This window comes from Gilliamella sp. B2838 (assembly GCF_026536185.1).
Taxonomy (GTDB): Bacteria; Pseudomonadota; Gammaproteobacteria; order Enterobacterales; family Orbaceae; genus Gilliamella.
In genome coordinates this window covers 264,982-289,562 of the sequence record NZ_JAFNOO010000003.1, presented here as the reverse complement: position 1 = coordinate 289,562, position 24,581 = coordinate 264,982, and the positions used below count along the sequence as shown (strand labels likewise).

Annotated in this window: 24 protein-coding genes; 2 read left to right on the top strand and 22 right to left on the bottom strand. The window is 36.6% G+C overall.

The window, feature by feature from the left end; all coding sequences use genetic code 11:
• Positions 1-10: 10 nt before the first annotated feature.
• From J3U63_RS05095 to J3U63_RS05080, 4 genes are all read right to left on the bottom strand, one after another.
• Positions 11-1,492, bottom strand: a complete 1,482-nt coding sequence (locus tag J3U63_RS05095; RefSeq protein ID WP_267347830.1) for a DUF6094 domain-containing protein — start codon at positions 1,490-1,492, stop codon at positions 11-13.
• Positions 1,493-1,501: 9 nt separating this feature from the next.
• Positions 1,502-2,080 carry a hypothetical protein gene (locus J3U63_RS05090; protein ID WP_267347832.1) on the bottom strand — a complete coding sequence of 193 codons (579 nt, stop codon included), beginning with the start codon at positions 2,078-2,080 and terminating at the stop codon, positions 1,502-1,504.
• Between the two features lie 93 nt (positions 2,081-2,173).
• The gene (locus J3U63_RS05085) at positions 2,174-2,725 is read right to left on the bottom strand and encodes a DUF3275 family protein (RefSeq protein WP_267347834.1); all 552 of its coding nucleotides are present in this window, start codon (positions 2,723-2,725) and stop codon (positions 2,174-2,176) included.
• A 78-nt stretch (positions 2,726-2,803) separates the two neighbouring features.
• Entirely contained in the window at positions 2,804-3,190 is a 387-nt protein-coding gene (locus tag J3U63_RS05080; RefSeq protein ID WP_267347836.1) for a hypothetical protein, read from the bottom strand.
• A 688-nt stretch (positions 3,191-3,878) separates the two neighbouring features.
• Between J3U63_RS05080 and J3U63_RS05075 the strand changes: the two genes are divergently transcribed.
• Positions 3,879-4,130 (top strand): hypothetical protein, encoded by a 252-nt coding sequence (locus J3U63_RS05075; RefSeq protein ID WP_267347839.1) that lies wholly within the window; start codon positions 3,879-3,881, stop codon positions 4,128-4,130.
• Positions 4,131-4,185: 55 nt separating this feature from the next.
• Here the strand turns inward: J3U63_RS05075 and J3U63_RS05070 are convergent, their stop codons facing one another.
• The 16 genes from J3U63_RS05070 to J3U63_RS04995 all read right to left on the bottom strand — a co-directional run bounded on the left by J3U63_RS05070 (position 4,186) and on the right by J3U63_RS04995 (position 18,485).
• Positions 4,186-5,796 (bottom strand): conjugal transfer protein TraG N-terminal domain-containing protein, encoded by a 1,611-nt coding sequence (locus J3U63_RS05070; protein WP_267347841.1) that lies wholly within the window; start codon positions 5,794-5,796, stop codon positions 4,186-4,188.
• Between the two features lie 351 nt (positions 5,797-6,147).
• Positions 6,148-7,467 (bottom strand): integrating conjugative element protein, encoded by a 1,320-nt coding sequence (locus J3U63_RS05065; protein WP_267347843.1) that lies wholly within the window; start codon positions 7,465-7,467, stop codon positions 6,148-6,150.
• Between the two features lies 1 nt (position 7,468).
• Positions 7,469-8,401 (bottom strand): TIGR03756 family integrating conjugative element protein, encoded by a 933-nt coding sequence (locus J3U63_RS05060; protein WP_267347845.1) that lies wholly within the window; start codon positions 8,399-8,401, stop codon positions 7,469-7,471.
• Positions 8,401-8,805 (bottom strand): TIGR03757 family integrating conjugative element protein, encoded by a 405-nt coding sequence (locus J3U63_RS05055; protein WP_267347847.1) that lies wholly within the window; start codon positions 8,803-8,805, stop codon positions 8,401-8,403. The genes J3U63_RS05060 and J3U63_RS05055 overlap by 1 nt, the downstream gene beginning before the upstream one ends.
• Positions 8,802-9,194: a hypothetical protein gene (locus tag J3U63_RS05050; protein ID WP_267347848.1), complete on the bottom strand. Its 393-nt coding sequence runs from the start codon at positions 9,192-9,194 to the stop codon at positions 8,802-8,804. Before J3U63_RS05050 ends, J3U63_RS05055 begins: the two co-directional genes overlap by 4 nt.
• On the bottom strand, positions 9,194-11,965 hold the full coding sequence (locus J3U63_RS05045) for a conjugative transfer ATPase (protein WP_267347850.1): 2,772 nt from the start codon (positions 11,963-11,965) through the stop codon (positions 9,194-9,196). Before J3U63_RS05045 ends, J3U63_RS05050 begins: the two co-directional genes overlap by 1 nt.
• On the bottom strand, positions 11,965-12,402 hold the full coding sequence (locus tag J3U63_RS05040) for a TIGR03751 family conjugal transfer lipoprotein (RefSeq protein ID WP_267347851.1): 438 nt from the start codon (positions 12,400-12,402) through the stop codon (positions 11,965-11,967). Before J3U63_RS05040 ends, J3U63_RS05045 begins: the two co-directional genes overlap by 1 nt.
• Positions 12,402-13,826, bottom strand: a complete 1,425-nt coding sequence (locus J3U63_RS05035; protein ID WP_267347853.1) for a TIGR03752 family integrating conjugative element protein — start codon at positions 13,824-13,826, stop codon at positions 12,402-12,404. The genes J3U63_RS05040 and J3U63_RS05035 overlap by 1 nt, the downstream gene beginning before the upstream one ends.
• Position 13,827: 1 nt before the next feature.
• Entirely contained in the window at positions 13,828-14,652 is an 825-nt protein-coding gene (locus J3U63_RS05030; protein ID WP_267347855.1) for a TIGR03749 family integrating conjugative element protein, read from the bottom strand.
• A complete protein-coding gene (locus J3U63_RS05025) occupies positions 14,645-15,313 on the bottom strand; it encodes a PFL_4703 family integrating conjugative element protein (RefSeq protein ID WP_267347857.1) in 669 nt (222 codons plus the stop codon). Before J3U63_RS05025 ends, J3U63_RS05030 begins: the two co-directional genes overlap by 8 nt.
• Positions 15,310-15,693, bottom strand: a complete 384-nt coding sequence (locus J3U63_RS05020) for a TIGR03750 family conjugal transfer protein (protein ID WP_267347859.1) — start codon at positions 15,691-15,693, stop codon at positions 15,310-15,312. The genes J3U63_RS05025 and J3U63_RS05020 overlap by 4 nt, the downstream gene beginning before the upstream one ends.
• A gap of 16 nt (positions 15,694-15,709) precedes the next feature.
• Positions 15,710-16,072, bottom strand: coding sequence for a TIGR03745 family integrating conjugative element membrane protein (locus tag J3U63_RS05015; protein WP_267347861.1), 363 nt, complete (start codon positions 16,070-16,072; stop codon positions 15,710-15,712).
• Between the two features lie 23 nt (positions 16,073-16,095).
• On the bottom strand, positions 16,096-16,341 hold the full coding sequence (locus J3U63_RS05010; RefSeq protein ID WP_267347862.1) for a hypothetical protein: 246 nt from the start codon (positions 16,339-16,341) through the stop codon (positions 16,096-16,098).
• Positions 16,334-16,648, bottom strand: a complete 315-nt coding sequence (locus J3U63_RS05005; RefSeq protein WP_267347863.1) for an RAQPRD family integrative conjugative element protein — start codon at positions 16,646-16,648, stop codon at positions 16,334-16,336. The genes J3U63_RS05010 and J3U63_RS05005 overlap by 8 nt, the downstream gene beginning before the upstream one ends.
• A 245-nt stretch (positions 16,649-16,893) precedes the next feature.
• Positions 16,894-17,754 carry a broad-spectrum class A beta-lactamase TEM-1 gene (locus J3U63_RS05000; protein ID WP_000027057.1) on the bottom strand — a complete coding sequence of 287 codons (861 nt, stop codon included), beginning with the start codon at positions 17,752-17,754 and terminating at the stop codon, positions 16,894-16,896.
• Between the two features lie 173 nt (positions 17,755-17,927).
• On the bottom strand, positions 17,928-18,485 hold the full coding sequence (locus tag J3U63_RS04995) for a recombinase family protein (protein WP_152953140.1): 558 nt from the start codon (positions 18,483-18,485) through the stop codon (positions 17,928-17,930).
• A 163-nt stretch (positions 18,486-18,648) separates the two neighbouring features.
• Between J3U63_RS04995 and J3U63_RS04990 the strand changes: the two genes are divergently transcribed.
• Positions 18,649-21,654 carry a Tn3-like element Tn3 family transposase gene (locus J3U63_RS04990; RefSeq protein WP_001143759.1) on the top strand — a complete coding sequence of 1,002 codons (3,006 nt, stop codon included), beginning with the start codon at positions 18,649-18,651 and terminating at the stop codon, positions 21,652-21,654.
• Positions 21,655-21,689: 35 nt separating this feature from the next.
• On the opposite strand, the gene J3U63_RS04985 is transcribed toward J3U63_RS04990, so the two are convergent.
• On the bottom strand, positions 21,690-22,388 hold the full coding sequence (locus tag J3U63_RS04985) for a TIGR03747 family integrating conjugative element membrane protein (protein ID WP_267347869.1): 699 nt from the start codon (positions 22,386-22,388) through the stop codon (positions 21,690-21,692).
• 5 nt (positions 22,389-22,393) lie between these two features.
• Complete coding sequence (gene traD / locus J3U63_RS04980; RefSeq protein ID WP_267347871.1) at positions 22,394-24,568, bottom strand: type IV conjugative transfer system coupling protein TraD; 2,175 nt, start codon at positions 24,566-24,568, stop codon at positions 22,394-22,396.
• Positions 24,569-24,581 lie beyond the last annotated feature (13 nt).

Sequence of the window (24,581 nt, the reverse complement as noted above, 5' to 3'; positions counted from 1 at the left end):
TAATATAGATTTAATATTCATTTGGCAACATCAACGTAGTTATAAAACCCCGTTCATCATGCCATTCAGTAATAATCCATAGTTTTGTATCATCAGAAAGCTTATAACTTGCAAATAAGCGATCATTTTTTTGTCCTTGTTTTAATACTTGATCATTCAATTTTGTATCACTATCGTCCATATCATCTCCCCAATCGCCATTTCTATAACGACTGAAAGCTTTTGAAACAGCAAGTGCCATATCACAATCATGTTCGGCCAAAAACTTAATTCCTGGTGTATAATAAATCAATCCAGTAAGAACTGAGCATGATTGATTATTCTCAATAATTTCAACATGTTCATCATTTTCATCCAATTCATCAACTTTATTAATTTGAGTCGAAATTACCAATAACGAACCAAATGTTTCAGAATATGGAGTGAAATCCCACGCTTTTATTGAAGGAATAAATTTATCTGTCAAAATTGTTTTTGATTCAACAACAAGGCCCTCATCATCCAAAGTATCTTCAACACTTTTCAACTTTGATTTGTAAGTATCACCTTTGATAATATAAGTTTTACCTGTATTGGATTTTACAATACCGTTAATTTCACCAGCAGCTAGTGCTAGAGATAAATGCCAGTCGGACATTTTACACAACGGTTTACGTTTAGATTCACAACATCTTTTGAAAAAAAGATTAAAGTCATTCCATAATCCACCGATCTTTTTAACTTCCTGCTCTAACTCTACATCAGTAAATGATAACTTATAAAAAGATTTAATTTCACTTTTTGATTCAGGAATTTGATAATTCGGCTTATCTGTCACAGCAATCTCATCAGGAACAATTTTTCCTTCAAAAATAGCCTTAAATTTTGCCTTCATTTCATTTTTTTCCTGAAGAGCTATATCATTTTGTCGAACTTTTCTTCCAAAAATAACAACTTGGTTAAATTGCTTATCACAAGCTGTAAATATTGAAATATCAGTGAACTGACTCGCAATCCAATTTGAAAGCATCTCATCAAGCTGAGTAAACGGAATTATTAATACTAAAATACCGTTATACTGAAGAGACGGAATAGTAAAACGATAAAATATTTTCTCTAATCGTTTGTAGTCTTTTTGGTAATTTGTAATTGCTCCATTATGTTCACTTGTCAAATTTCCATATGGCGGGTTTAAAAATAATAAACCAAAAGAATTAGGTGAAATAACGGTATCAAATAAGTCACTTTTTAACAGAACATCACAATATTTTTCAGCTATATCTGCTCGATATCGATTGTATTCAATACCATACAGTTTTGCCTTATGACTAATTGAATACGTAATATTACTTGCTGCTCGAGCTTCTCCGACACAAGGATCTAAAACCCTAATAGCTGTATTATCAGTTCTTACAAAATGACTAACAATTGCATTTGTTGTAGCATCATCCGTTGGATAATAGCCATTTTTAGCAAAATTATGCGCCACTCGTGGTGATAAAAGTGCAACCATACATACTTCCTATAATAAAGTTAAAATACCATCACGAATATTTTGACTCATGATTTGAGTTAATATTGTGTCGTTTACAATGATTGTTGTTGCATCAATGTCACCAACAATTGCTTTATGTTCTTTAATCATTCCTTGTTGTTTAGCAATCGATACGATTTCGTCAGCCCAATGTTCTAAAAATGGTACAGAGGAAAGAGTTTTAATTGCATCAAAGTAACGATTATATATAGTGGAAATATCTTCTTTTTTATAAATAGAAATCATTGAATTTGAATCACGGTTTGGTTCAATAATGCGTTTATCAAAAATAAAGGCATGAATCAACGAACCAAATAATGTTTTTGTTACTTTCAATGTGCGTTTTGCATAATGCTTTCCTTCGGCTAAAAACACTCGATGATGATTTAACTTAATATCCTTCAAACCATGCTTAGTTGTTTCGCCAATCGTAAGTTTTGCAAAGAGCTCCTGCATTGCCGTATCTTTTCCCCATACAGATAAAAAAATCAGTTCGGAGTCATTATTCGCAATACAACAATCACATTTCAGATCTGGTATATCTTGTAATATAAGAATGTTACTCATTAAAAGTTTCCCCTTAAATCAATATAATCAACCTAAGGAGAAACGATCTCTAGAGAGACCTTGTTCTCCCTAGAGATAAATAGAAAAGTTAAGTTAAAATTGTTCTGGCAATTTATTCCAACATTGGCTTTTATAATCAAAACAGTAACCAAGTTCTATTAACCGTTTTTTCTGTGATCGTATTTTTAAGCGATCCTCTGTTGAATCTAGTTTAACTTGATCACCTATTGGCCACAAAAACCCAAACAGTTCTGCATCACCTGAACTATGGATAATCATAGTTTCTTCAGATTGATGCTCAGAATTAACTTTCTGAACCTCAGATGACTCTCTTTGACAAATAGGGTCTTCTGATATATGTATTATTTCTGAATCTGTTTCATCCAAGTTAAATGAATTAACTAGATCCATATCTTCAATATATGCACAACATTCAATAACAACGCGGTTGCCATAACTATATGAAGAAGATTTGATTTGTTTAATAACAAATGACCCTTCATACTTACCAGCTTCATACTGATCCAAAAGTTTATTATCTTTTAAAGAAAATTCACCGATGGACGTAAAAAGCTTTGCAACATTGAAATTGCCATATTTACCCGTTCTGGTCGTAATCACTAATTCACCAGGTATTGATATCATATTAATGCTCCAGGATAAAAAGTAAAAACCATTACCTCTTTCATCATGTCATGAGGTGAGCTGGTTTAAATAGGAAAACTATTTTTGTAGTTGATGATAATTTCTAACTTGAGTACGCCATTCTTGATTTACTTCAAAATTAGCTAATTCAAGATAATTAAGTGGACATGAATTATATGGAGGAAAAGATGATTCACAATAAAATGAATAGCTCCAAGCCTCGTTAATTTTTTTGATCAAATTACATTTTATATAACAATATTTACCCGCTAGTAAAATATTTTGATAATCATTTGTAACATTAAATTCAATTAATGACCATAATATGGTTAAACCATGAACATAGTCATTACAAACATAAAATTGCAATGTTTTTTCTTCATAATATTTACTATACACAGGAGCAATTAATAAATTAATCAACTCAGATTTAGTATGAATATTATGCTCTGAATACCATTTCATAATAACCCTCCTCAAAAAAAATCAGGAGATATCACCCAAGAGGAGTGAAAATCTCCCCCTCTTGGTTGAAATTATAATTTAGACTTATGTAAGTATTGTTGAATAATTGAACTTAATGATACATCATCTGGAATAGTTGCTTCGCAATTAACTAAAGCAAGGAAATATTCTGTTGAAAGAAGTATGTATTCGTTGGTTAACATGGATATTCTCCTAATTAAGTGAAATAAGGAGAATAATTTCCACAGGAGAAAATATTCCCCTATGGGTGAGTAAAAGATAAGTTTATATGAACTCAACATCAAATAGATGCTACCAACCTACGAATGTAGTGAGTTTGTTGGCTAATGGTATGTGATCACCTTAATAAAGGAACGTTCCATTTCACTGGCAACGTCTGAGAATTAACGATCATCTTCTCGTTGTTTGCTACAAAAGTAGCTGAAAACAGTTTCTATTATAATGCAAATTATTCGCTAAATTCAATATTAAATTCAGAATCAACAGATAGTTATGTTATGCCCTTTTTCTTTTAGCCTTTTCAAGGTAGGGCCATTCCCATTATGGCCCATTACCATTAATATCCATTACCCTTTTACCCTTTGTTTTGCCATTTAAGCATTTTGCATTGACACAGAGCAAAATATATTTTATATATAAAGCATAAATTTTAATCAAAGACATAACAATGAAAAATAAAGATAAGTCAATACAATCAGACACAAGCCATAAAATGCTGTTTAATAGTGATGGATTTGAGATATTCATCAAATGTATAACTTTGTTATTTACATTTGTCGGAGCATTACTATTTTTTGTAGTAAAGCTTTTTGATATGTGGTGTGAAACCAGTACTAAAGAAGAAAAGAACAAAGATGAAATAGCATATTTCGATGATGATGGTCATGCTTACACAAAAGATGGTGAGATAAAGTGGTAATTATTTTAAATAACTGACATTTAGTATTTAATGCCAGTTATTTTGACGCTATTAATTATTTACTTTTACCTTTCGTTATTACTTTAGTTGCTATTTGACCACCTTGTTTAGCTTTATTTATTCCCTCCTTACCTGCCTCTAGCATTTTACTTGAATTTCTATCCATAAAACTATTTATTGCTACGCCCGTTTTCACTCCAGCCCACGACAAACTTCCTAGCAAAATTATAGGGAATCCAATAAAGATTATTGACGTAATAATATCAATTAAAGATTTATCACTTGTCCACCTATCAGTCATAAATTGAACAGCATTATTTTCATACATAATATTAATAAGTCTAGAGTCTAGAAAACGAGCAAGTTCCCAAACGAATGTTAAAAATATCAATGAAAATATAATAAATGTTAGCGTAATTACAGTTTTAGGCTCAAACCCTCCAATCAATATGATAATGGGTAATAAAATAATTACAGACATTAATAATACTGACTGTAGCATCGGAGCTGCTTGTCTTAATGCATCAACCTCTATGAATGTGGTCATAGACTTAAAAAATACACCAGTAGATGCAATTGCACTACCAATTTGTTGAGATACTGAAGGATCTTTATTTCCGTAATCAAGGAACATATAATCGGAGGTGGCCAACATTTTTTTGGCTGATAAAACCGAACGTAAAACAATTTCATCTCTTTCTTGTTGATTTGTTGTTATCCACTCCCAAAATGAAAATTTATTAATGTTAGGATTTATATTACCCGTTCTTGATTTTTCATTAGATTCAATCTTGATTTGTAGATTAATATTATCAATAATTTTCTTTTTTAATCCAACTTTACTATCGCTCCACCATGCTTTACACGAAGGATAACCAGTATAATCATCACCTGGTGTTAAACCGACATCTCTCTGCTCGTCATATGGCCAATCTTTTTGAGGTTTCTGAGCTCTAAAAGAATCATAATATCCTGGTGTATTTAAATAATATGATGACCCAAGCCATGTTACATCATTGATTAAATCATCTGGTAATTTAGGTAATTCAGCACTCAATTTATTAAAAGACGGGTTAAAACAAAATGAATAAAACTCATTCGCTTCTTTTTTCAAAATCGGATCTGTCACAGCTAATTCTGAAATTGTTGAACGAACCTCTCGTAAATCCGTATTACACGGTAATGTCGTAACTACAGATTGTGTAACACCAGAAGATAAAGAATGTACAAAGTACCACCAAATGGGTACATAGACTTGCTTTCCACTAAGTAGAATATTATTATGTTTAAATGATGAATTTTCTGGTGATATTTCGGCATAAGAACAATTCATTTTTTGTTGTGTAATTTTTCCTTCATCTATAACTGCTGAATATCCGCTATGTTCATAATGTAATACTCGAATATCAAGAGGGATTGAGGGATAACATGCAAAGAAAATTACAACCATACTTATATAAACGTAAGTTTCTAATCGAGTAACAATAACGTTTGCATGCTTACCTTTTAATTCACCATCTTCTCTAATTTTCATAAGAATGCTAAGCATTTTAAAAATAAATGGCAAAATAAAAATACCAGATGTTGATATAATGTTCCATATTCCGTTATTAATCAACCAAGCTAGTGACAATGTCACATAGTCAAAAAAACTCATTGCAGACATTTTAATTACCCCATAAAACGCATAAAGAGCATTGTTTCATTAAAACAAATTAAAACAACGCATATAATGCTGGTTTTGAAGAATAGCTTGTTGTAATCCTTCTGTTTTTCATTTTTAATTTTGGTTTTTATCATCTGTTTAAATTTAAATAAAAGAAAATAAATAAAACAATAAATGACTAAACGAATTACCAGAAAAAAACAATAATTGTTATTCAAAAATCCATTAATGGAAGCAACTTTATGTTCTGTTTCAAATGAAAAAATAGATACTATGCAACAAAGCAACCCAAGTAAAATAAAAAGAGAAATGACAAATTTAATAGCTTTTTTCTTATTCATATTTAGCCCATTATTTATTTGCATCAAAAGATTCATGACTGTCGATTGGAAAAATAATGCCTTGTTGCCTTTGCAATTTTCGCTCTTGTATGACTAATAAAGTATTTCCAGCAATAGATTTACGCATATCGTACTCTAATTTAATTTGATTCAGCTCCATATCCAGCTCATCGATTTGATCTATAATTTTAGATTGGGCTTGCTCATTTTTTGCGATGTTTGGCTCTTTACGTCCAGCTAAAATAATACGTCTTGCCATCATTGCCTCTTCAATAGTTCTAGACAACGCCATCTCGCTAGCTAAACGGCTCACTAGCACGACTCTTTCATTATCCTCTCGTAAAGTTTCAATTACGCTCCGAGTTACATTCACTGAACTCCCTTCCAATGATTCCAATTCTGCTTTATTAATTGGTTTTGTGCCATTTACTAGATCAACTAATTTTTTATAATAGAGTTCATAGTATTCTTGAGTTTTAGGGTTCAAACCTGTACCTGGTTTTCCTATATCATTATCATTTTTATTTTCACTATCAGTTATCATGGTTCGTTCACCGATTACATCAGTTAACCAAACTTGTGCGTCACTTGGTTTATTCCATGTTCTATATACTCCTCCCTTATCTTGCGCATTACTAACAGGTGTTGTATCTGTAACTGTTCTATTAATCAATGAGTTATATCCAGCTAATGCGACATCACTAGTTATGTTAATGGGGTGTTGTCCCTTTCCGCCTCTTTTTGATCCTCCTATCCAAGAGATACCATTTTTTCCGGCCTCATTATCAATTTGTTTATCAACTCTAATAGCATCAACTTTCTTTCCATTCAACATCTCGGCCATATTTTCGGCCTTAGCAGATTGAACCAAACTTGCAGAATCTGAATAATCAGTCATCTTTTCAGCTAGTTGCTTACAGCTAGTCTTAATATCGGAATAATCTAACTTTGCTTGTAACACCCCGTTTGTCAACAAATCATAAAGCTGAGGATTAGAGCGTTGAATAATCAAAGCGGGCAAACTGGCCACTGCGCCTTTAGCATTGTTAATAACCTCACTCATAATATTGTTAAAACCATCTGTCACACCGTTAAGTTGATTTGAAATTGTTGAGCTAATATCAAAATTACCGCACATCAAACTTGAGTTCCATTTGCCCATATTTATAATCGATTTGGGTTTATCAAATGTATATGTAGATCCCTTTACTGAACCACCTCCGATACGATAATAAAGGCTATCAGATATCCCCCCAGTTGAATTAGCGTAACTATATGCGCTAATTGTTAGTAATAATGTTGTTATAGTTATTGTTGTTTTTTTTGCCATATCATCCCCCAGAATCAATACTGTATAAAAATTTTTGCCCTCGTTTCTTACAACATGCATACGGTCTCCACAAAGCATAAACATAGGCCCCATCAATACTAGCTGTATCATCAATATTTGGAAAAATGCCACATGACATATTCAATGTTGGTGCCAGTTGTTGCCATTTATGATTTTTTGTATTTTCTTTAACAGGAGCCGGTGGCCAAAAACCATCTTTTTTGCGCTTAGTATAATTTTGAACAATATGTAATGAATTACTATTAGTCAGTACATCAGCACCACGTTGAACCACCACAGCCCCTGCTTTAAAATCATCATTTTGCGTAACCGCCCCTGCTCTTGGATAAATATTTCCCCACATATTAGAGGAATTACCAATCTCTCGTACGCCTGGAGACAATGCCTCTGGATATACTGATTCAACAAGTGCTAATCGCCATGCAATAAAATCAAGTTCACTCACGAAATAAGGATAAAATGGCGTTACCCCATTATCACAGTAGTAGCCCATACCTGACAGCATTTGAGAAAAAGCAGCACCGCCTGGATGCCCAATAGCTTGAACATCTTTAAAACGAATTTTTGTTCGATTATTTGCTTGACGATTATTTGTATCCCCTCCTCCTTGAATATTTGACCCTACTAATGAACTTGCTGATGATGTGATTGTATTAATTTCAGTCCAAGGATTTTTAAATGGTTGTTCATATGTAGACATAACAACATCAGGAATATAATGCTTCACTTTTACAGATGTTCTGATTTTGCATCCGTATGAGCAAAAAAGCCAAAAACATGTCCCTGCAATTTTATATTCAGTACAACTAGTTGAGAGAGCTGATTGAACTATTTGTTGAGTACTAATATAAGTGGCAAAACTCGGCATAGTAATTATGAGTCCAAGTAAACTAAATTTTATTTTTTTTATCATTATTTCCCCTCATTAAAATCATGAATTGCACGTGCCACATCTGTTATTCCGTAAATCACATTTTTTTCATTAATAACAATTGCAGGGTATTTTTTTATACCAAGATTAAATGCTTTTATAACCGTTTTTTGGGCTTCAATTATTTTAGATTCATACGTTTTCCACTCTGAAGAATTCAATTTTTTCTCAACATCCGAATAAGCATCATTAATATCACTAGATAACTCACCAAAAAAAGAATTCAAAAGAATTTCTGTACCATCTAAATCATAAATTTGACAATTATCATGACAATTTTTAATTTGACTTATTTGCTCATGATTAACGAAAACATCAATACTATGAATATCTGCCCCAATACATTGAAAACTTGCAAATACAATCAGTCCTAATATACGTTTCATGCATCAGCCCCCACAGTTAAAGTCATTAAATGTTTAATAAGCAAAAATGCATCAATCCAGTCAACAACATCAATACATAGACGTTTCCCTGTTTCAATATCAGCTAATTGTGGCCAATGGATTTTATTTAAATTAGGATTGCATGATACTTCAATTAAACACGCTGATTTTTTTCCTTCAAAAGCGATTAAAGCATATTGTTTATACAGTATTTCAAATTTGGTATGATCATCTACAGGTATACGGCACAAACGTAATTTAGTCGAAATTATGTCCCCAATTTTTCCTAATAATTCAAAACTGAATTCTTCAAAATCTTTACTATGAACAAGATTAATATTTGATTTTTTTAATGAAGTTGCATTAAATAAAAAAGTATTATCATTCATTATGAATCCTTAGATATTCGTGAACTAATACCTCGAGCTTCATCTAATTTTTCAGATACTTTAATAGCAGCATCTAGTTCGCTGATATTAAATTCTTTCATTAGTTTCATTCTCTCCGCTTTTTCATCCTTTTCGGTCATAGCTAGTGCTAAAAAAAGGCTTGGGGGAACGATTCGGAAAAGGCATTCTACATTTTTTGATAACACAACGCCCTCGGTGTACTGACGAGCAGATTTACAAGCAGAAGTGATCATTGAAATTTGTTCATCTGTTAATGCTTTAAAACGACGTATCTTCTCTGCTTCAGATGATTCTGTTACTAACATTTCCCACCACTCTATCATCGATAACAACTTTGATGCAGCATCAGGAAAATCTTCCATATTTTGAGTTGCTAACCACAACCATACTCCTAATTTACGCCACATTTTTGACGCTTTTGTTAAATAGGCTGCTGTAAGTGGTTTTACGGTAATAATATGTGACTCATCGGTAATATTAACGATAGCTCTTGATTGATGTTGATATTGTTCCCCCATATTATTTATGTGATTAATTAGAGAAATATATGCAATTGATAATTGAGCCTCATAACCTTCACGGGCAAAAGTCGCTAAATCGACATGAATCACATCAACATCAGGCCAAGATGTTCCCTGTTGGTTAAATATTTCACCTTCAAATCCTTGAGTGAACATACTTAATGATTCAGCCATTTCATATGCTTTTGCACGCCGAGCTTCTGGTAAATTTACATCTTTACTTAAAGAAAATAATGCATCTTGAACATCACTTGGAATAGCTTGCCGTTTTTCTGCATATGCAACTTGAGCGGCCATAACGATAGCCTGTCTAATCATTGCCCTATCTGAACGACGAAGCAACTCATCCTCTTTTTCTTCTCCACCTGTGATCATTAAACGTATAGATATTTCTATTTCACCAAGCACATCTCGTTGTGCATCTTCATCATCATTTTGTTCAAGTGCTTCACTAACAATATCATCACTCAAATTGTTTTCATCGATTTCAAACTGAATATCTTTATTTTGTAAAATTAAATGAGAATCAGCTAATGGATTAAGCACTACACCGCTTCCTGGTTTTAAACAAACTCGATAAACGCTTACTCCTTGTTGCTCCATAAAATCAACAAGAAGGCCGAAAGAATTACCCGTCTCGACAATAATCATTCGTGGACGATACATAGCAACAAGCTGAGCTATTTCGATATTTAGTGTTGCTGATTTACCTGCACCGGTTGGACCTAAAATAAGTTTGTGACCATTTTGAGCTTTATCAACCATAGGATCGTAGCTTAACGGCTCACCTCCTCGATTAAAAAAAGTTACGCCTGGATGACCTGTTCCAGTGCTCCTTCCCAAAACAGGTAATAAATTAGCCAAATGTTTGCACCAATTAAATTTAACGTATAATCGTTGTGGGTCATTTTGAGGGTTATAATTCATCGGCAACCATCGTAAAAACGAGGAAGCAGGAGCAACTTCATTAGCTTCAGCTACTGTGACAAGACCATTGTTGTTGAGTACTGAACTCAGTGCTTGTATTCTACGTTTTAATCCACTTATACTTGAATCCTTAACATAAAATGCAACAGAGCTGTAATACATTTTTTTACGTTGACGAATATACTCCATAGCTTCAGCACAATCTTCTTTAACAGACAAAGATTCAGCATTCTCACCAATCGCTTTACCACGAATAAAATTGATATGATCTTCTAGTTTATCTTGAGGATGAGTTACAATTGTTAAACACATCATTGTTGATTCTGGCAATACATCAAAAAGCGCATTTATTCCATCGGCTTTACTTGTCTCACCTGTAATATGGCCAATCTTGGGGGGAAGCTTTAATCTATCGACAACAACAACCGCATGTGGTGTATTATCAAAATGCCAGTAACCTTCTTTAATCTCTGGCTCACTATAAAAAAGGTTTTCTGCAAAATCAGTAATTATAGGTAACTCATCAATCTGTTTTTGCTCATCCATCAACTGCTTAATAAAGTTTTTTCCACCTTGTAACGGTGAGGGATTAAATATTTGAGCTAACCAACGAGAAACCTCATTTTTTCCCAATCTATTGACTACAATTCCTGCTCCTTTCAACGCAAGTGTCAAATTATTACAAACAATATCAAGTGATTCTTGTGGATTTAAATCTTCACGTTCTTTGGTACCGAGATATCGATATATAACCAGCCGAGTTTTTCTAATTTGTCCTCGCCAAAGTGTTTTAGTAACTGTATTATCAAAAAAAAGCCCATCTTTTTTAGTAATATTATCAAGATGCGCTTCCATTATGCTTAGCCATTTTTTTGTAAATTCAGTTTCTTTAGCATGTGGTTTAGGATATTGTCTTAATAAAGAGATATAATCTTGCAAATTATCCTCATCTTGACAAAAATATTGTATGATCCATGGATTAGTATCTCTTTCATCAAAAGTATCCTCGATACTATTTGTTACAATATCACTTATATCACGAAGTTTAGATATTGATTTTGCTTCAGTGCCATACGGAATAATTTCAAATACCGCACCAACAGAGCGACCATCTTCAAGTAAAATTGAATTGTGAACCTCATCAAATTCAACCCAAGGTAAATAATCAATAATTGATTTCTTCCCATTACTGGCATAAATGAAGTTTTTTTTATGCCTATGAGTCAAATTGCCTTGCCTTTTAGGTTTATCACTTACTTGAATTTCTTTTTGTAAACCTTTTTTCTTACTAAATAATTTCATTAGTAATTCTCCACTCTTTCACCATAGTAATTATCCACTCTTTCACCAGGCATAGCATATTGCACATCGCCATAGAATGAGAATGCAGTTGAATATCCTGGTACGGGTAATTTCCCATTAGTCAAATGAGGATAGACATACATAACTAAATCGGGGTTCGGTAAACGTTGAAAGAGATTATTAATTTCTTGTTCTGCTGTTCGTGTATGAGTCATCATTTCAACATTTTGGGTTAAATTATCAACTTCTCGTCTAAGTTGAAGTCGATTATCAAACAATTGAGAAGCACCTCCTCCTGTTTTTTTATTGTAAATATCACTCATTGTCTCACTGCTATGTGGAAACATTTTTTCTTTTGAAGTACTACAACCAGATAAAAATAGAGCTGTGACAAAAGTTAATAAAAGAATAGTCATTTTTTTTTGTTTCTGTTTCATTAATCAAGCACTCCAATTTTTTTAGTATTCATCTCATAATCAACAAGTCTGCCATCAAATAAATAATCAATTTGTAGCTCCTTATTAATGTGAATGGCAATTTCTTTACCTGGTGGAACATAAACTGCATCAAAAGTTTGCCCATAGCGTTTATTTAACCAATCAATCGTCTGATTAATTCCTCCACTCAGTCCTTTTCCTAAAACGTATTGACCATTATTACCAGTAACGGCATTGGTAACATTTGATCCATCTGTTACAACAGTAGTATTTTGTTGTGCCATTGCATCTGCCGCTGCTGCTGCTGTACCTAACCCTATTACAGTTGATAAATATTGGCTGGCATTAGATTTGACTTCACCTGAAACACATGGAATACCATATTCATCAGATAACCACCCAATACTTTCATCTTTATTGCCATTATTTTTTGAGTCAGGAATAGTGATAATTCGCCCATCATCAAAAACAAATGTAATTGATTTAACGTTACCTCTTACGCAAGATAGAACGTAATCACCGGATGCAGTCCCAGAAACAATTGCTCCTTCAACATGTGGTAATTCAATTCCATTTGAAATTAAATTATCTCGCCCTATCACGGCTTTAAACGGATACGGATCTGATACAACACCATCAATAGGAACTCGTCCAAGTAACGCTGTCATTGAAACAGAGCCGATTAGAGTTGAATTTACAGGTACTGTATAAAATGGTTGAAGATCTTTTTCTTCTTTTCGCTCGCCAATAGGCTGATTGATATTATCTTTATGATCTTTCAATTTTGAACGAATTGGGTCCTTCCCATTAAAACTGGACGGGAACTGAAATTCCGGCGCACTTCTACCTTTACTACTAACAATTTGGTCAGCAGGATTAACCCATTGAATTTCATCACTATTAGATATATCAACATTACTACTTGACTGACTTGCTTGTCCTCTTCCTATTGGGATTGAAACTGATTTTGAATCAACCGTTTCATTAGAACTAGATATGGTTGAGGTTGTTGTTAATTTATTAAGCTTATCTGTCAGAATTGAAACTTTTTTTTCTAGCTCTGAAGGCTCATTAGATTTGGAATCATTTGATGGAGGTTCTATCTTATACTGTGGTACTCTTGTTTTTTTCAAATTTTCATTTTCAGATTTTAAATTTTTAATTTCTTTTACTATATCAGCTTGATCCTTTTTTAACGTCTTAACTAGCGTCACTAAAGTCTGAACTGTATCTTTTTCAGTATCCCCAGTAATGCCTAGTACAGATAAATCTTCTTCATTCAAATCTGCTATTTCAACGATTTCATCAGTTACTGATGATGCTTGTTTTTTATTTTTATTCGAAATGACTACAATAAAAATCCCCACTAGGATTAAACTACCAACGATAATTGGTAACAATTTATTACCTTTGATTGTTGCCATATTATTCCCCTCTACCATTTAATTCAGGTAAAAATGCATTGATTACTTTACCTTTAGTAACAATATAAAGCATAGTGGTATCAGCAGGTTCCCCTTGAGGACCCAATATATTGTGTTGAAATGTTGCTGAATAAAAATTACCCTGCAACAGCCTTGCATCTAAATTGACATAACCTTTGCTATAATTAACTAATTTGATGGCTACAACTTCATAATTTTTTAGCCTCCACACTGATTTAGGCTCAGCAGTAATAGGAAGTTGTGGCACAAGCCTGGTTAATATTGGAGGCAAAGACATAGAAATTTGTTTAATACCAGGTACTTTTTCAATTGCTCGCAAGGGGGCATAATAATTTTGTGCTGCATATCGAGTAAGCAAAACTGGAGTAGGTAATGCTTGTTCATCATGTACAGTTGTATAATTTTCTTCTATTTTTTTTAAATTAGCTTCATCTTCAGTCGTGATTTTAATTGTTTCTAATTTCTTTTTGGATGGTCCATTTCCTGTAAGATCAATTAAAATTATTTCACCAGACTCGAGATCTTTTAGCATTAATCGAGTTTCAGTAAATGGCGCATTGCTTTTTAAATATAAAACCCCGCCTAGGCTTTGTACTCGGAGCTTAGCTTGTAACGATATGGGTAATCCGACTGATATATTTCTTTCTAAAATTACCATTCTTTCATCATTCTGATTAATAGTAATTTTGATAGGTGTTCTGTCCCATGTAATTAATTCAACAGCTATAGCATTATTAATTGACAATACAAAAATCAATAATGTCATGATCAATTGAGGAAGTTTTAAAATCATCTGATTATTCATTGTGTTCTCCTACAGACGACGTAAGTCTTAAAGGTTGGCTTGCATAACAATTAAGCTTTAAACCCCAAGGGTTTTCTTCAGGATTTGTATCACTTTTAACAACACTAAGTGGATAACGAACCATTGCTCGTTTAACGGCTTCCCCTTTGTAATATTCATCAATATATAAATCGAATGTTACAATCCACGCTTTATCCGATAAAATTTGTACTCTTGGCTCAAACTGATTCGTTTGATAATTTTTGATCTCTGAATTAATTCCACGTCCGTCAATTTCAGCTACATTTCTAACGCGCTCTCTTAGTTCACCGCCCTGTCGTCTTTCTTCATATTCATTCAATAGTACCACCTTGCATTGTGGTGTTAAGTACGGAGTGAGCTTATTTATATTACGTTTATAATCAATTTCTCCATTGCTTGGCCAGTTATTAAGTTGCTGAAAAATATAAAATGCAAATCCGTATATGTTACTAGGATCTATATCTGACCAAAGCCGAGTACTACCCGACCGAGTATCTGGTGGAATATGAATAGTCAAATCTTTAGGCGCTGAACGCCATCCCCAGGCCATAGCTAAAATAATTACAAGCAATACAATAATCACAAATCTCAGTGATTGGATGTGTTTATCTCTCCCAGTAAGTGCATGTAAATATTTCATTTTTGTTTTACCTTATTATATTTTCGTTTTTTTCGTCTAACGATAAATTGTTCATCATTAAAAATTAGATTATTTCCATTGAATCCTTTCTTTGCGAAAAACAAATCAATAGACCGTGAAAACCAAGTTTCTGGTTTACCTCGCTTTAATTTAGCGATTTTATTTCCACCAAAAAAAAGGGTTGGCAATGGCATGAAAACAATCGCTGAGGGAATTAACACCCAGCGACCAAATAAGATAAATAAGATAATTCCTAACAAACTACCAATAATTGTACCAACTCCAATCATCAATAATAATTCACGGACTGTCATACCTTTGTAAACTACTGGCATCCGATTAAGACGGTCTGGAAGCATTTTAATGTCGTTATCTTTCATCTTATTTATTTATCTATTAATTTAGCAATGTTTCAGCTGCCAATGTTGCAAACCAAATACAAGCAACAACTAATACAACACCTATAACAACTAAAGTACCAAATTTTGCCCACGAGCCTTTACCCTCGCCGATATTGTTATATTCAATTAGGATATTTTTTGCTGCGACAATAAAAGCACCGCCAACGATAATCAACCCTCCAACGGCGAAACCGTCATACATATATGCTTGCATATTGGGTAATAGCCCGCCTTTTTTACCCTGTGATGGGTCATCTATAGATGGCATTTTTGCCATTACATGTTGTCCCCATAAAGCTAACCCAAATAGAAAGATCTTACTTTTTATCTGAAATAATTCTTTTGCTTTTTTAAACATGAATTTTTTCTCCTTAAAAATTTTTATTGAAAATAAATAAAAGATCCCAGTATTAAAACAAAAACAACAGCTCGAATAATAACTGATGGCAACTCATCAATCTTTAGACCTTCATTCCCTAAACCTTTTAAGAGACAAAAAATAATGATAGCTACTATAAATAGAGCTATACCGATACATATTGCACCAAAAAAATTGAAGGATTGATCCATTGTGAATGTTGCACCATCTTCAAAAGCCTTAAGTGTTTTTTCGCTCATATCATTCATTTTGATATTCGCCTTCAATCACTGGAAAGTTAAGCGAACGAGGTTGAGATCTTGTCGGGGATATGTAGCTTTCAATACCTTGCATGACATGATCAATATCATTTTGTATTGCTTTATAGTTAAAATGATAACGTTCTGATTGCTCGGTTCCTGAAACAATTTCACTTTTAAGTAAAGATTGTTTAACTTGTTTGAGTTGTTTTAACACTAATGCGAGTTCTTCTTTTTCGTTTGCTACAGCCAAATCAGAGCTTAACAATAAAGATAAACCAACTATTGAAAGAATTATGTTAGGATGCTTTCGCATGTTTTTTCTCCAGTTTTGAACCGGATTTCTACTATAATGATTAATATGAAAAAAACATCAATTAAATCTTTTTTGATTTTTTAAAAAAAATTGGCTTAGGGGTCTGACGCTCAGTGGAACGAAAACTCACGTTAAGGGATTTTGGTCATGAGATTATCAAAAAGGATCTTCACCTAGATCCTTTTAAATTAAAAATGAAGTTTTAAATCAATCTAAAGTATATATGAGTAAACTTGGTCTGACAGTTACCAATGCTTAATCAGTGAGGCACCTATCTCAGCGATCTGTCTATTTCGTTCATCCATAGTTGCCTGACTCCCCGTCGTGTAGATAACTACGATACGGGAGGGCTTACCATCTGGCCCCAGTGCTGCAATGATACCGCGAGACCCACGCTCACCGGCTCCAGATTTATCAGCAATAAACCAGCCAGCCGGAAGGGCCGAGCGCAGAAGTGGTCCTGCAACTTTATCCGCCTCCATCCAGTCTATTAATTGTTGCCGGGAAGCTAGAGTAAGTAGTTCGCCAGTTAATAGTTTGCGCAACGTTGTTGCCATTGCTGCAGGCATCGTGGTGTCACGCTCGTCGTTTGGTATGGCTTCATTCAGCTCCGGTTCCCAACGATCAAGGCGAGTTACATGATCCCCCATGTTGTGCAAAAAAGCGGTTAGCTCCTTCGGTCCTCCGATCGTTGTCAGAAGTAAGTTGGCCGCAGTGTTATCACTCATGGTTATGGCAGCACTGCATAATTCTCTTACTGTCATGCCATCCGTAAGATGCTTTTCTGTGACTGGTGAGTACTCAACCAAGTCATTCTGAGAATAGTGTATGCGGCGACCGAGTTGCTCTTGCCCGGCGTCAACACGGGATAATACCGCACCACATAGCAGAACTTTAAAAGTGCTCATCATTGGAAAACGTTCTTCGGGGCGAAAACTCTCAAGGATCTTACCGCTGTTGAGATCCAGTTCGATGTAACCCACTCGTGCACCCAACTGATCTTCAGCATCTTTTACTTTCACCAGCGTTTCTGGGTGAGCAAAAACAGGAAGGCAAAATGCCGCAAAAAAGGGAATAAGGGCGACACGGAAATGTTGAATACTCATACTCTTCCTTTTTCAATATTATTGAAGCATTTATCAGGGTTATTGTCTCATGAGCGGATACATATTTGAATGTATTTAGAAAAATAAACAAATAGGGGTTCCGCGCACATTTCCCCGAAAAGTGCCACCTGACGTCTAAGAAACCATTATTATCATGACATTAACCTATAGTATCACGAGGCCCTTTCGTCTTCAAGAATTTTATAAACCGTGGAGCGGGCAATACTGAGCTGATGAGCAATTTCCGTTGCACCAGTGCCCTTCTGATGAAGCGTCAGCACGACGTTCCTGTCCACGGTACGCCTGCGGCCAAATTTGATTCCTTTCAGCTTTGCTTCCTGTCGGCCCTCATTCGTGCGCTCTAGGATCCTCCGGCGTTCAGCCTGTGCCACAGCCGACAGGATGGTGACCACCATTTGCCCCATATCACCGTCGGTACTGATCCCGTCATCAATGAACCGGACTGCCACGCCCTGAGCGTCAAATTCCTTTATCAGTTGGATCATATCGGCAGTGTCGCGGCCAAGACGGTCGAGCTTCTTAACCAGAATGACATCATCTTCCTCCACCTTCATCCTCAGCAAATCCAGCCCTTCCCGATCTGTTGAACTGCCGGATGCCTTATCGGTAAATATACGGTTTGCTTTCACACCTGCGTCTTTGAGTGCTCTGACCTGAAGATCAAGAGACTGCTGACTGGTTGAGACCCGAGCGTAACCAAAAAGTCGCATAAAAATGTACCTTAAATCGAATATCGGACAACTCATGTCTATTATTACAAATTTACGATTTAATAGACATATTAATGTAACAGTTTTACGATGTCCGATAATTTATAACATTTCGTACGGTTGCAAAAATGTTACTAAATGCCCGTCAGGCAGGGAGGCCGATATGCCCGTTGACTTTCTGACCACTGAGCAGACTGAAAGCTATGGCAGATTCACCGGTGAACCGGATGAGCTTCAGCTGGCACGATATTTTCACCTTGATGAAGCAGACAAGGAATTTATCGGAAAAAGCAGAGGTGATCACAACCGTCTGGGCATTGCCCTGCAAATTGGATGTGTCCGTTTTCTGGGCACCTTCCTCACCGATATGAATCATATTCCTTCCGGCGTCCGGCATTTTACCGCCAGACAGCTCGGGATTCGTGATATCACCGTTCTTGCAGAATACGGTCAGAGGGAAAATACCCGCCGTGAGCATGCAGCGCTGATACGTCAGCACTATCAGTATCGTGAATTTGCCTGGCCCTGGACATTTCGCCTTACCCGTCTTTTATATACCCGGAGCTGGATAAGCAACGAACGTCCTGGCCTGCTTTTCGATCTGGCGACAGGGTGGCTTATGCAACATCGTATTATTCTCCCCGGAGCCACTACGCTGACCCGGTTGATTTCAGAGGTAAGGGAAAAGGCGACGTTGCGCCTGTGGAACAAACTGGCACTGATACCGTCAGCCGAACAGCGTTCACAGCTGGAGATGCTGCTGGGGCCAACTGATTGCAGCCGCCTGTCTTTACTGGAATCACTGAAAAAGGGCCCTGTGACCATCAGTGGTCCGGCGTTTAATGAAGCAATTGAACGCTGGAAAACTCTGAACGATTTTGGCCTGCATGCTGAAAACCTGAGTACACTCCCGGCTGTGCGCCTGAAAAATCTCGCACGTTATGCTGGTATGACTTCGGTGTTCAATATTGCCAGGATGTCACCGCAGAAAAGGATGGCGGTTCTGGTTGCCTTTGTCCTTGCATGGGAAACGCTGGCGCTGGATGATGCATTGGACGTTCTGGACGCCATGCTGGCCGTTATCATCCGTGACGCCAGAAAGATTGGGCAGAAAAAACGGCTCCGCTCGCTGAAGGATCTGGATAAATCTGCATTGGCGCTCGCCAGCGCATGTTCGTACCTGCTGAAAGAAGAAACACCGGACGAATCGATTCGTGCTGAGGTGTTCAGCTACATCCCAAGGCAAAAGCTGGCTGAAATCATCACGCTTGTCCGTGAAATTGCCCGGCCCTCAGACGATAATTTTCATGAAGAAATGGTGGAGCAGTACGGGCGCGTTCGTCGTTTCCTGCCCCATCTGCTGAATACCGTTAAATTTTCATCCGCACCTGCCGGGGTTACCACTCTGAATGCCTGTGACTACCTCAGCCGGGAGTTCAGCTCACGGCGGCAGTTTTTTGACGACGCACCAACGGAAATTATCAGTCGGTCATGGAAACGGCTGGTGATTAACAAGGAAAAACATATCACCCGCAGGGGATACACGCTCTGCTTTCTCAGTAAACTGCAGGATAGTCTGAGGCGGAGGGATGTCTACGTTACCGGCAGTAACCGGTGGGGAGATCCTCGTGCAAGATTACTACAGGGTGCTGACTGGCAGGCAAACCGGATTAAGGTTTATCGTTCTTTGGGGCACCCGACAGACCCGCAGGAAGCAATAAAATCTCTGGGTCATCAGCTTGATAGTCGTTACAGACAGGTTGCTGCACGTCTTTGCGAAAATGAGGCTGTCGAACTCGATGTTTCTGGCCCGAAGCCCCGGTTGACAATTTCTCCCCTCGCCAGTCTTGATGAGCCGGACAGTCTGAAACGACTGAGCAAAATGATCAGTGATCTACTCCCTCCGGTGGATTTAACGGAGTTGCTGCTCGAAATTAACGCCCATACCGGATTTGCTGATGAGTTTTTCCATGCTAGTGAAGCCAGTGCCAGAGTTGATGATCTGCCCGTCAGCATCAGCGCCGTGCTGATGGCTGAAGCCTGCAATATCGGTCTGGAACCACTGATCAGATCAAATGTTCCTGCACTGACCCGACACCGGCTGAACTGGACAAAAGCGAACTATCTGCGGGCTGAAACTATCACCAGCGCTAATGCCAGACTGGTTGATTTTCAGGCAACGCTGCCACTGGCACAGATATGGGGTGGAGGAGAAGTGGCATCTGCAGATGGAATGCGCTTTGTTACGCCAGTCAGAACAATCAATGCCGGACCGAACCGCAAATACTTTGGTAATAACAGAGGGATCACCTGGTACAACTTTGTGTCCGATCAGTATTCCGGCTTTCATGGCATCGTTATACCGGGGACGCTGAGGGACTCTATCTTTGTGCTGGAAGGTCTTCTGGAACAGGAGACCGGGCTGAATCCAACCGAAATTATGACCGATACAGCAGGTGCCAGCGAACTTGTCTTTGGCCTTTTCTGGCTGCTGGGATACCAGTTTTCTCCACGCCTGGCTGATGCCGGTGCTTCGGTTTTCTGGCGAATGGACCATGATGCCGACTATGGCGTGCTGAATGATATTGCCAGAGGGCAATCAGATCCCCGAAAAATAGTCCTTCAGTGGGACGAAATGATCCGGACCGCTGGCTCCCTGAAGCTGGGCAAAGTACAGGCTTCAGTGCTGGTCCGTTCATTGCTGAAAAGTGAACGTCCTTCCGGACTGACTCAGGCAATCATTGAAGTGGGGCGCATCAACAAAACGCTGTATCTGCTTAATTATATTGATGATGAAGATTACCGCCGGCGCATTCTGACCCAGCTTAATCGGGGAGAAAGTCGCCATGCCGTTGCCAGAGCCATCTGTCACGGTCAAAAAGGTGAGATAAGAAAACGATATACCGACGGTCAGGAAGATCAACTGGGCGCACTGGGGCTGGTCACTAACGCCGTCGTGTTATGGAACACTATTTATATGCAGGCAGCCCTGGATCATCTCCGGGCGCAGGGTGAAACACTGAATGATGAAGATATCGCACGCCTCTCCCCGCTTTGCCACGGACATATCAATATGCTCGGCCATTATTCCTTCACGCTGGCAGAACTGGTGACCAAAGGACATCTGAGACCATTAAAAGAGGCGTCAGAGGCAGAAAACGTTGCTTAACGTGAGTTTTCGTTCCACTGAGCGTCAGACCCCGCTTACAAATATTTCTTAAATGAACCAAATGTAATGCTAATACTTAGACCAAATAAAAAAGCCATCGGTATAAATATCGTATTGGGATGGATTGAGAAAGGAACTGATAAATAGATAAGCCATGATAAAATTAACATGGGCTTTATCCACGCTTTAGAATGATAATATAGAAAACTTGATTCACGACCCGCTCCAAACCTTCGAATGTCTCGCCGAACAAGCCCATCGACGCAACCAACAATAGATGCAAGTATGAAAATAGGTATTGAAAGAATCAAAATAACTAAGCGAACCAAAAAAACCAATATAACATTAATAATGGCTTTCACGTAAACGCCTACTGAATTAATATATTTATATATAATAGAACTCTCATCGTTCACTGTTCCATCTATTATTTCAATTAATCCAGTTTTGATAGCAATAAATTGATATGCATTAGTAATAATATTTTCTGCAAAAACTAAAGGCTCAGACAAAATAAAACTATCAACAAAGTCTTTAGTCAAGTAACCAAACTCAGTATTAAGCATTTCTTTACTATGACTATCACCTAGTTCTGGCCAAAAAAATGTTATACCAATACATTCAATTACAATGCTTATAAGAAGTGAAAAAAAAAGGGTAGAAATTATAGAGACAATAAATCCTTTTTTTCTTGTTGTATTCGAATTAGTGTCCGATTTTTCAATATTAGCCATGATTCTTATTTATCCGAATTTAAAGTATGTAAAAAAGCTTTTTCATCATCATCAATGTCCAATGCTAAATGAACTGGTAATTCATTTTCCTGAGAACAATTAATTTCTGAATCATTATCTATTTCAGACTTTTCCCATGCTGAATGTGAACTTAACCACCAGTTTTCACCCGTTGAATAACTTTTGGCCATTTCTTTAGAAAGTGTATTGATGGAATCGGGCATCATAATATCTTGCTCTTTAGACGGAAGCGGCATGCGAACTTTATATAAAACCCCTCCGTTAGTCAGGACAAATGCTTGACCTCTAGGCAACTGTATTAGTTCTGACGGCTCTAGTAATGGCATTGACTCAGTGCTAATTCTGTCTTGAGTGCTCGAAGTAAAATCTGTTTTTGTATCAGGACTCGGTGTATCGCTTGCACCTGATACTACCGTATTTTTATAAATATCAACTTTAGGAAGCTGTGACGTAATAAGTTCTGCTGTTTTAGTTTCACGAACTCGTAGCATAATTATATTATTGAAATTACCTTGCACTTGCCCTGCTTTTGCGGCACTCCCCACTTTAACCTCAATATCTGAAATCGTTTGAGTGTATGCAGTAACATTTATTCCTGCCCCTCGGGCTTTGTTCACAAGTGGAATAAACTCATCTCCCATAATTTCATTTACTTCATCAGTATGTAAACACACATTGATTTTAGATCTATTCTCGCCCGGTAACCCATCATCAACACCATATTTATAAATATATCCAGCTATTGATACCAGATCTGCTAGCATTGAGTTTCCAACCGCAGATCCAACCACCGCATCTGACAGCGCATCAAGTCCAATATAGACAATTCCTTTTTTCCGAATAACTTGCTCCCAATCAAAAATTGGTCGTTCATCATTGATATCCAAGTAGTCGGGGGCTAATAATTGTGCAGTTTTTCCTGTTGTCAACTTCTCTAAAAATGGCATTAATGAAGCAACAATTTTATCAAAGTATGTTTTATCGTATTGAATTGCTGAACGCAAACCTTCAAGAACATCATCACGAATTTTTTTAGCAGCTATATAGTCATAAAGTGCTACGACAAATTTATCTCTTCCTCGCATTGCTAGTGAAACATTCTTGTCATTAATTTTTGTTGCCATTTCGCTAATAGTAATCCATGCTTTCGGATCATGTTTTTCAAAATAGTGCTGAGCATATTCTAAAAATAAAACATCCATATTGTTTGTATAACGATTGATTTGTATATAATCTGGTCGACGACCCAACTCAATTAAAGCTTTGGTAACAATATTAACAAATCGCCAAGCAAACTCTTTAAATGCTGCACTGTTCCCCTCTCCTGCCAGTGGAGCCGAAACCCGTTGTGCAACTTCAGTAATTCGACTAAAACGACCAATAGCATTATACCTAGCCGATATTTCTGGATAACCCAAATGAAATACATAAAACTCGTCTAATCTGCCGTTTCGTTTTGCTTCAGCATACATTCTTATTAATACGTCAGCATCTCCTTTAGGATCAATAACAATAACAGGATCACCTCTAGCTATATCTTGTGTAACAAGTACTTCTAACAGTCTTGTTTTTCCGACACCTGTTGTTCCCAGTACTAATGTATGACCTCCTCTATCCACAAATGGCATCATAATATCAATCTCATCAATTTCAACACCATGTAAGAATGGGTTTCCGCCAACTGGTGGTAATGGTTTCAATGGATTAAACCAACGATTTGAACTAGTACACTTTGCTATAAGGCTTTTTTCATGCTTTTGTTCCAATTGTCTAGCAGCCCTATATATAGGTGATGGTTGAACAAAACGTTTATATTCTTCTCGCCGACATAAGATAATTCTTTGTAAGTGTTTTTGCTCCCATTTAAACCCTCTTCCCAGAAAAAGAAATTTTTGGCTAACAGGGATTTGTTCACTTGTCAGAGAATAAAACGGTAAACGTTTTATATTACGTTTATAACGAATAATTTTTATACCTTGCCTAGCTCGATAAATGCCAAACAGAAGAAATGCCCCTGCAACACCAATATTAACAGAGGATGATAATGCTACTGCCCATGGTGCAAAAAGACAGATCCATGCACAAATGATAGATGTAACTGCACTATACATTTCAGAGGCAGGTCTGAATATCGTTTCAATACCGTGTTCATTACTCATGATTTAATATTTA

What these genes read in the sequence shown, in the direction of transcription:
- J3U63_RS05095 (WP_267347830.1), bottom strand. Translation starts at nt 1,492, where the DNA reads ATGGTTGCACTTTTATCACCACGAGTGGCGCATAATTTTGCTAAAAAT.
- J3U63_RS05090 (WP_267347832.1), bottom strand. Translation starts at nt 2,080, where the DNA reads ATGAGTAACATTCTTATATTACAAGATATACCAGATCTGAAATGTGAT.
- J3U63_RS05085 (WP_267347834.1), bottom strand. Translation starts at nt 2,725, where the DNA reads ATGATATCAATACCTGGTGAATTAGTGATTACGACCAGAACGGGTAAA.
- J3U63_RS05080 (WP_267347836.1), bottom strand. Translation starts at nt 3,190, where the DNA reads ATGAAATGGTATTCAGAGCATAATATTCATACTAAATCTGAGTTGATT.
- J3U63_RS05075 (WP_267347839.1), top strand. Translation starts at nt 3,879, where the DNA reads ATGAAAAATAAAGATAAGTCAATACAATCAGACACAAGCCATAAAATG.
- J3U63_RS05070 (WP_267347841.1), bottom strand. Translation starts at nt 5,796, where the DNA reads ATGTCTGCAATGAGTTTTTTTGACTATGTGACATTGTCACTAGCTTGG.
- J3U63_RS05065 (WP_267347843.1), bottom strand. Translation starts at nt 7,467, where the DNA reads ATGGCAAAAAAAACAACAATAACTATAACAACATTATTACTAACAATT.
- J3U63_RS05060 (WP_267347845.1), bottom strand. Translation starts at nt 8,401, where the DNA reads ATGATAAAAAAAATAAAATTTAGTTTACTTGGACTCATAATTACTATG.
- J3U63_RS05055 (WP_267347847.1), bottom strand. Translation starts at nt 8,805, where the DNA reads ATGAAACGTATATTAGGACTGATTGTATTTGCAAGTTTTCAATGTATT.
- J3U63_RS05050 (WP_267347848.1), bottom strand. Translation starts at nt 9,194, where the DNA reads ATGAATGATAATACTTTTTTATTTAATGCAACTTCATTAAAAAAATCA.
- J3U63_RS05045 (WP_267347850.1), bottom strand. Translation starts at nt 11,965, where the DNA reads ATGAAATTATTTAGTAAGAAAAAAGGTTTACAAAAAGAAATTCAAGTA.
- J3U63_RS05040 (WP_267347851.1), bottom strand. Translation starts at nt 12,402, where the DNA reads ATGAAACAGAAACAAAAAAAAATGACTATTCTTTTATTAACTTTTGTC.
- J3U63_RS05035 (WP_267347853.1), bottom strand. Translation starts at nt 13,826, where the DNA reads ATGGCAACAATCAAAGGTAATAAATTGTTACCAATTATCGTTGGTAGT.
- J3U63_RS05030 (WP_267347855.1), bottom strand. Translation starts at nt 14,652, where the DNA reads ATGAATAATCAGATGATTTTAAAACTTCCTCAATTGATCATGACATTA.
- J3U63_RS05025 (WP_267347857.1), bottom strand. Translation starts at nt 15,313, where the DNA reads ATGAAATATTTACATGCACTTACTGGGAGAGATAAACACATCCAATCA.
- J3U63_RS05020 (WP_267347859.1), bottom strand. Translation starts at nt 15,693, where the DNA reads ATGAAAGATAACGACATTAAAATGCTTCCAGACCGTCTTAATCGGATG.
- J3U63_RS05015 (WP_267347861.1), bottom strand. Translation starts at nt 16,072, where the DNA reads ATGTTTAAAAAAGCAAAAGAATTATTTCAGATAAAAAGTAAGATCTTT.
- J3U63_RS05010 (WP_267347862.1), bottom strand. Translation starts at nt 16,341, where the DNA reads ATGAATGATATGAGCGAAAAAACACTTAAGGCTTTTGAAGATGGTGCA.
- J3U63_RS05005 (WP_267347863.1), bottom strand. Translation starts at nt 16,648, where the DNA reads ATGCGAAAGCATCCTAACATAATTCTTTCAATAGTTGGTTTATCTTTA.
- J3U63_RS05000 (WP_000027057.1), bottom strand. Translation starts at nt 17,754, where the DNA reads ATGAGTATTCAACATTTCCGTGTCGCCCTTATTCCCTTTTTTGCGGCA.
- J3U63_RS04995 (WP_152953140.1), bottom strand. Translation starts at nt 18,485, where the DNA reads ATGCGACTTTTTGGTTACGCTCGGGTCTCAACCAGTCAGCAGTCTCTT.
- J3U63_RS04990 (WP_001143759.1), top strand. Translation starts at nt 18,649, where the DNA reads ATGCCCGTTGACTTTCTGACCACTGAGCAGACTGAAAGCTATGGCAGA.
- J3U63_RS04985 (WP_267347869.1), bottom strand. Translation starts at nt 22,388, where the DNA reads ATGGCTAATATTGAAAAATCGGACACTAATTCGAATACAACAAGAAAA.
- traD (WP_267347871.1), bottom strand. Translation starts at nt 24,568, where the DNA reads ATGAGTAATGAACACGGTATTGAAACGATATTCAGACCTGCCTCTGAA.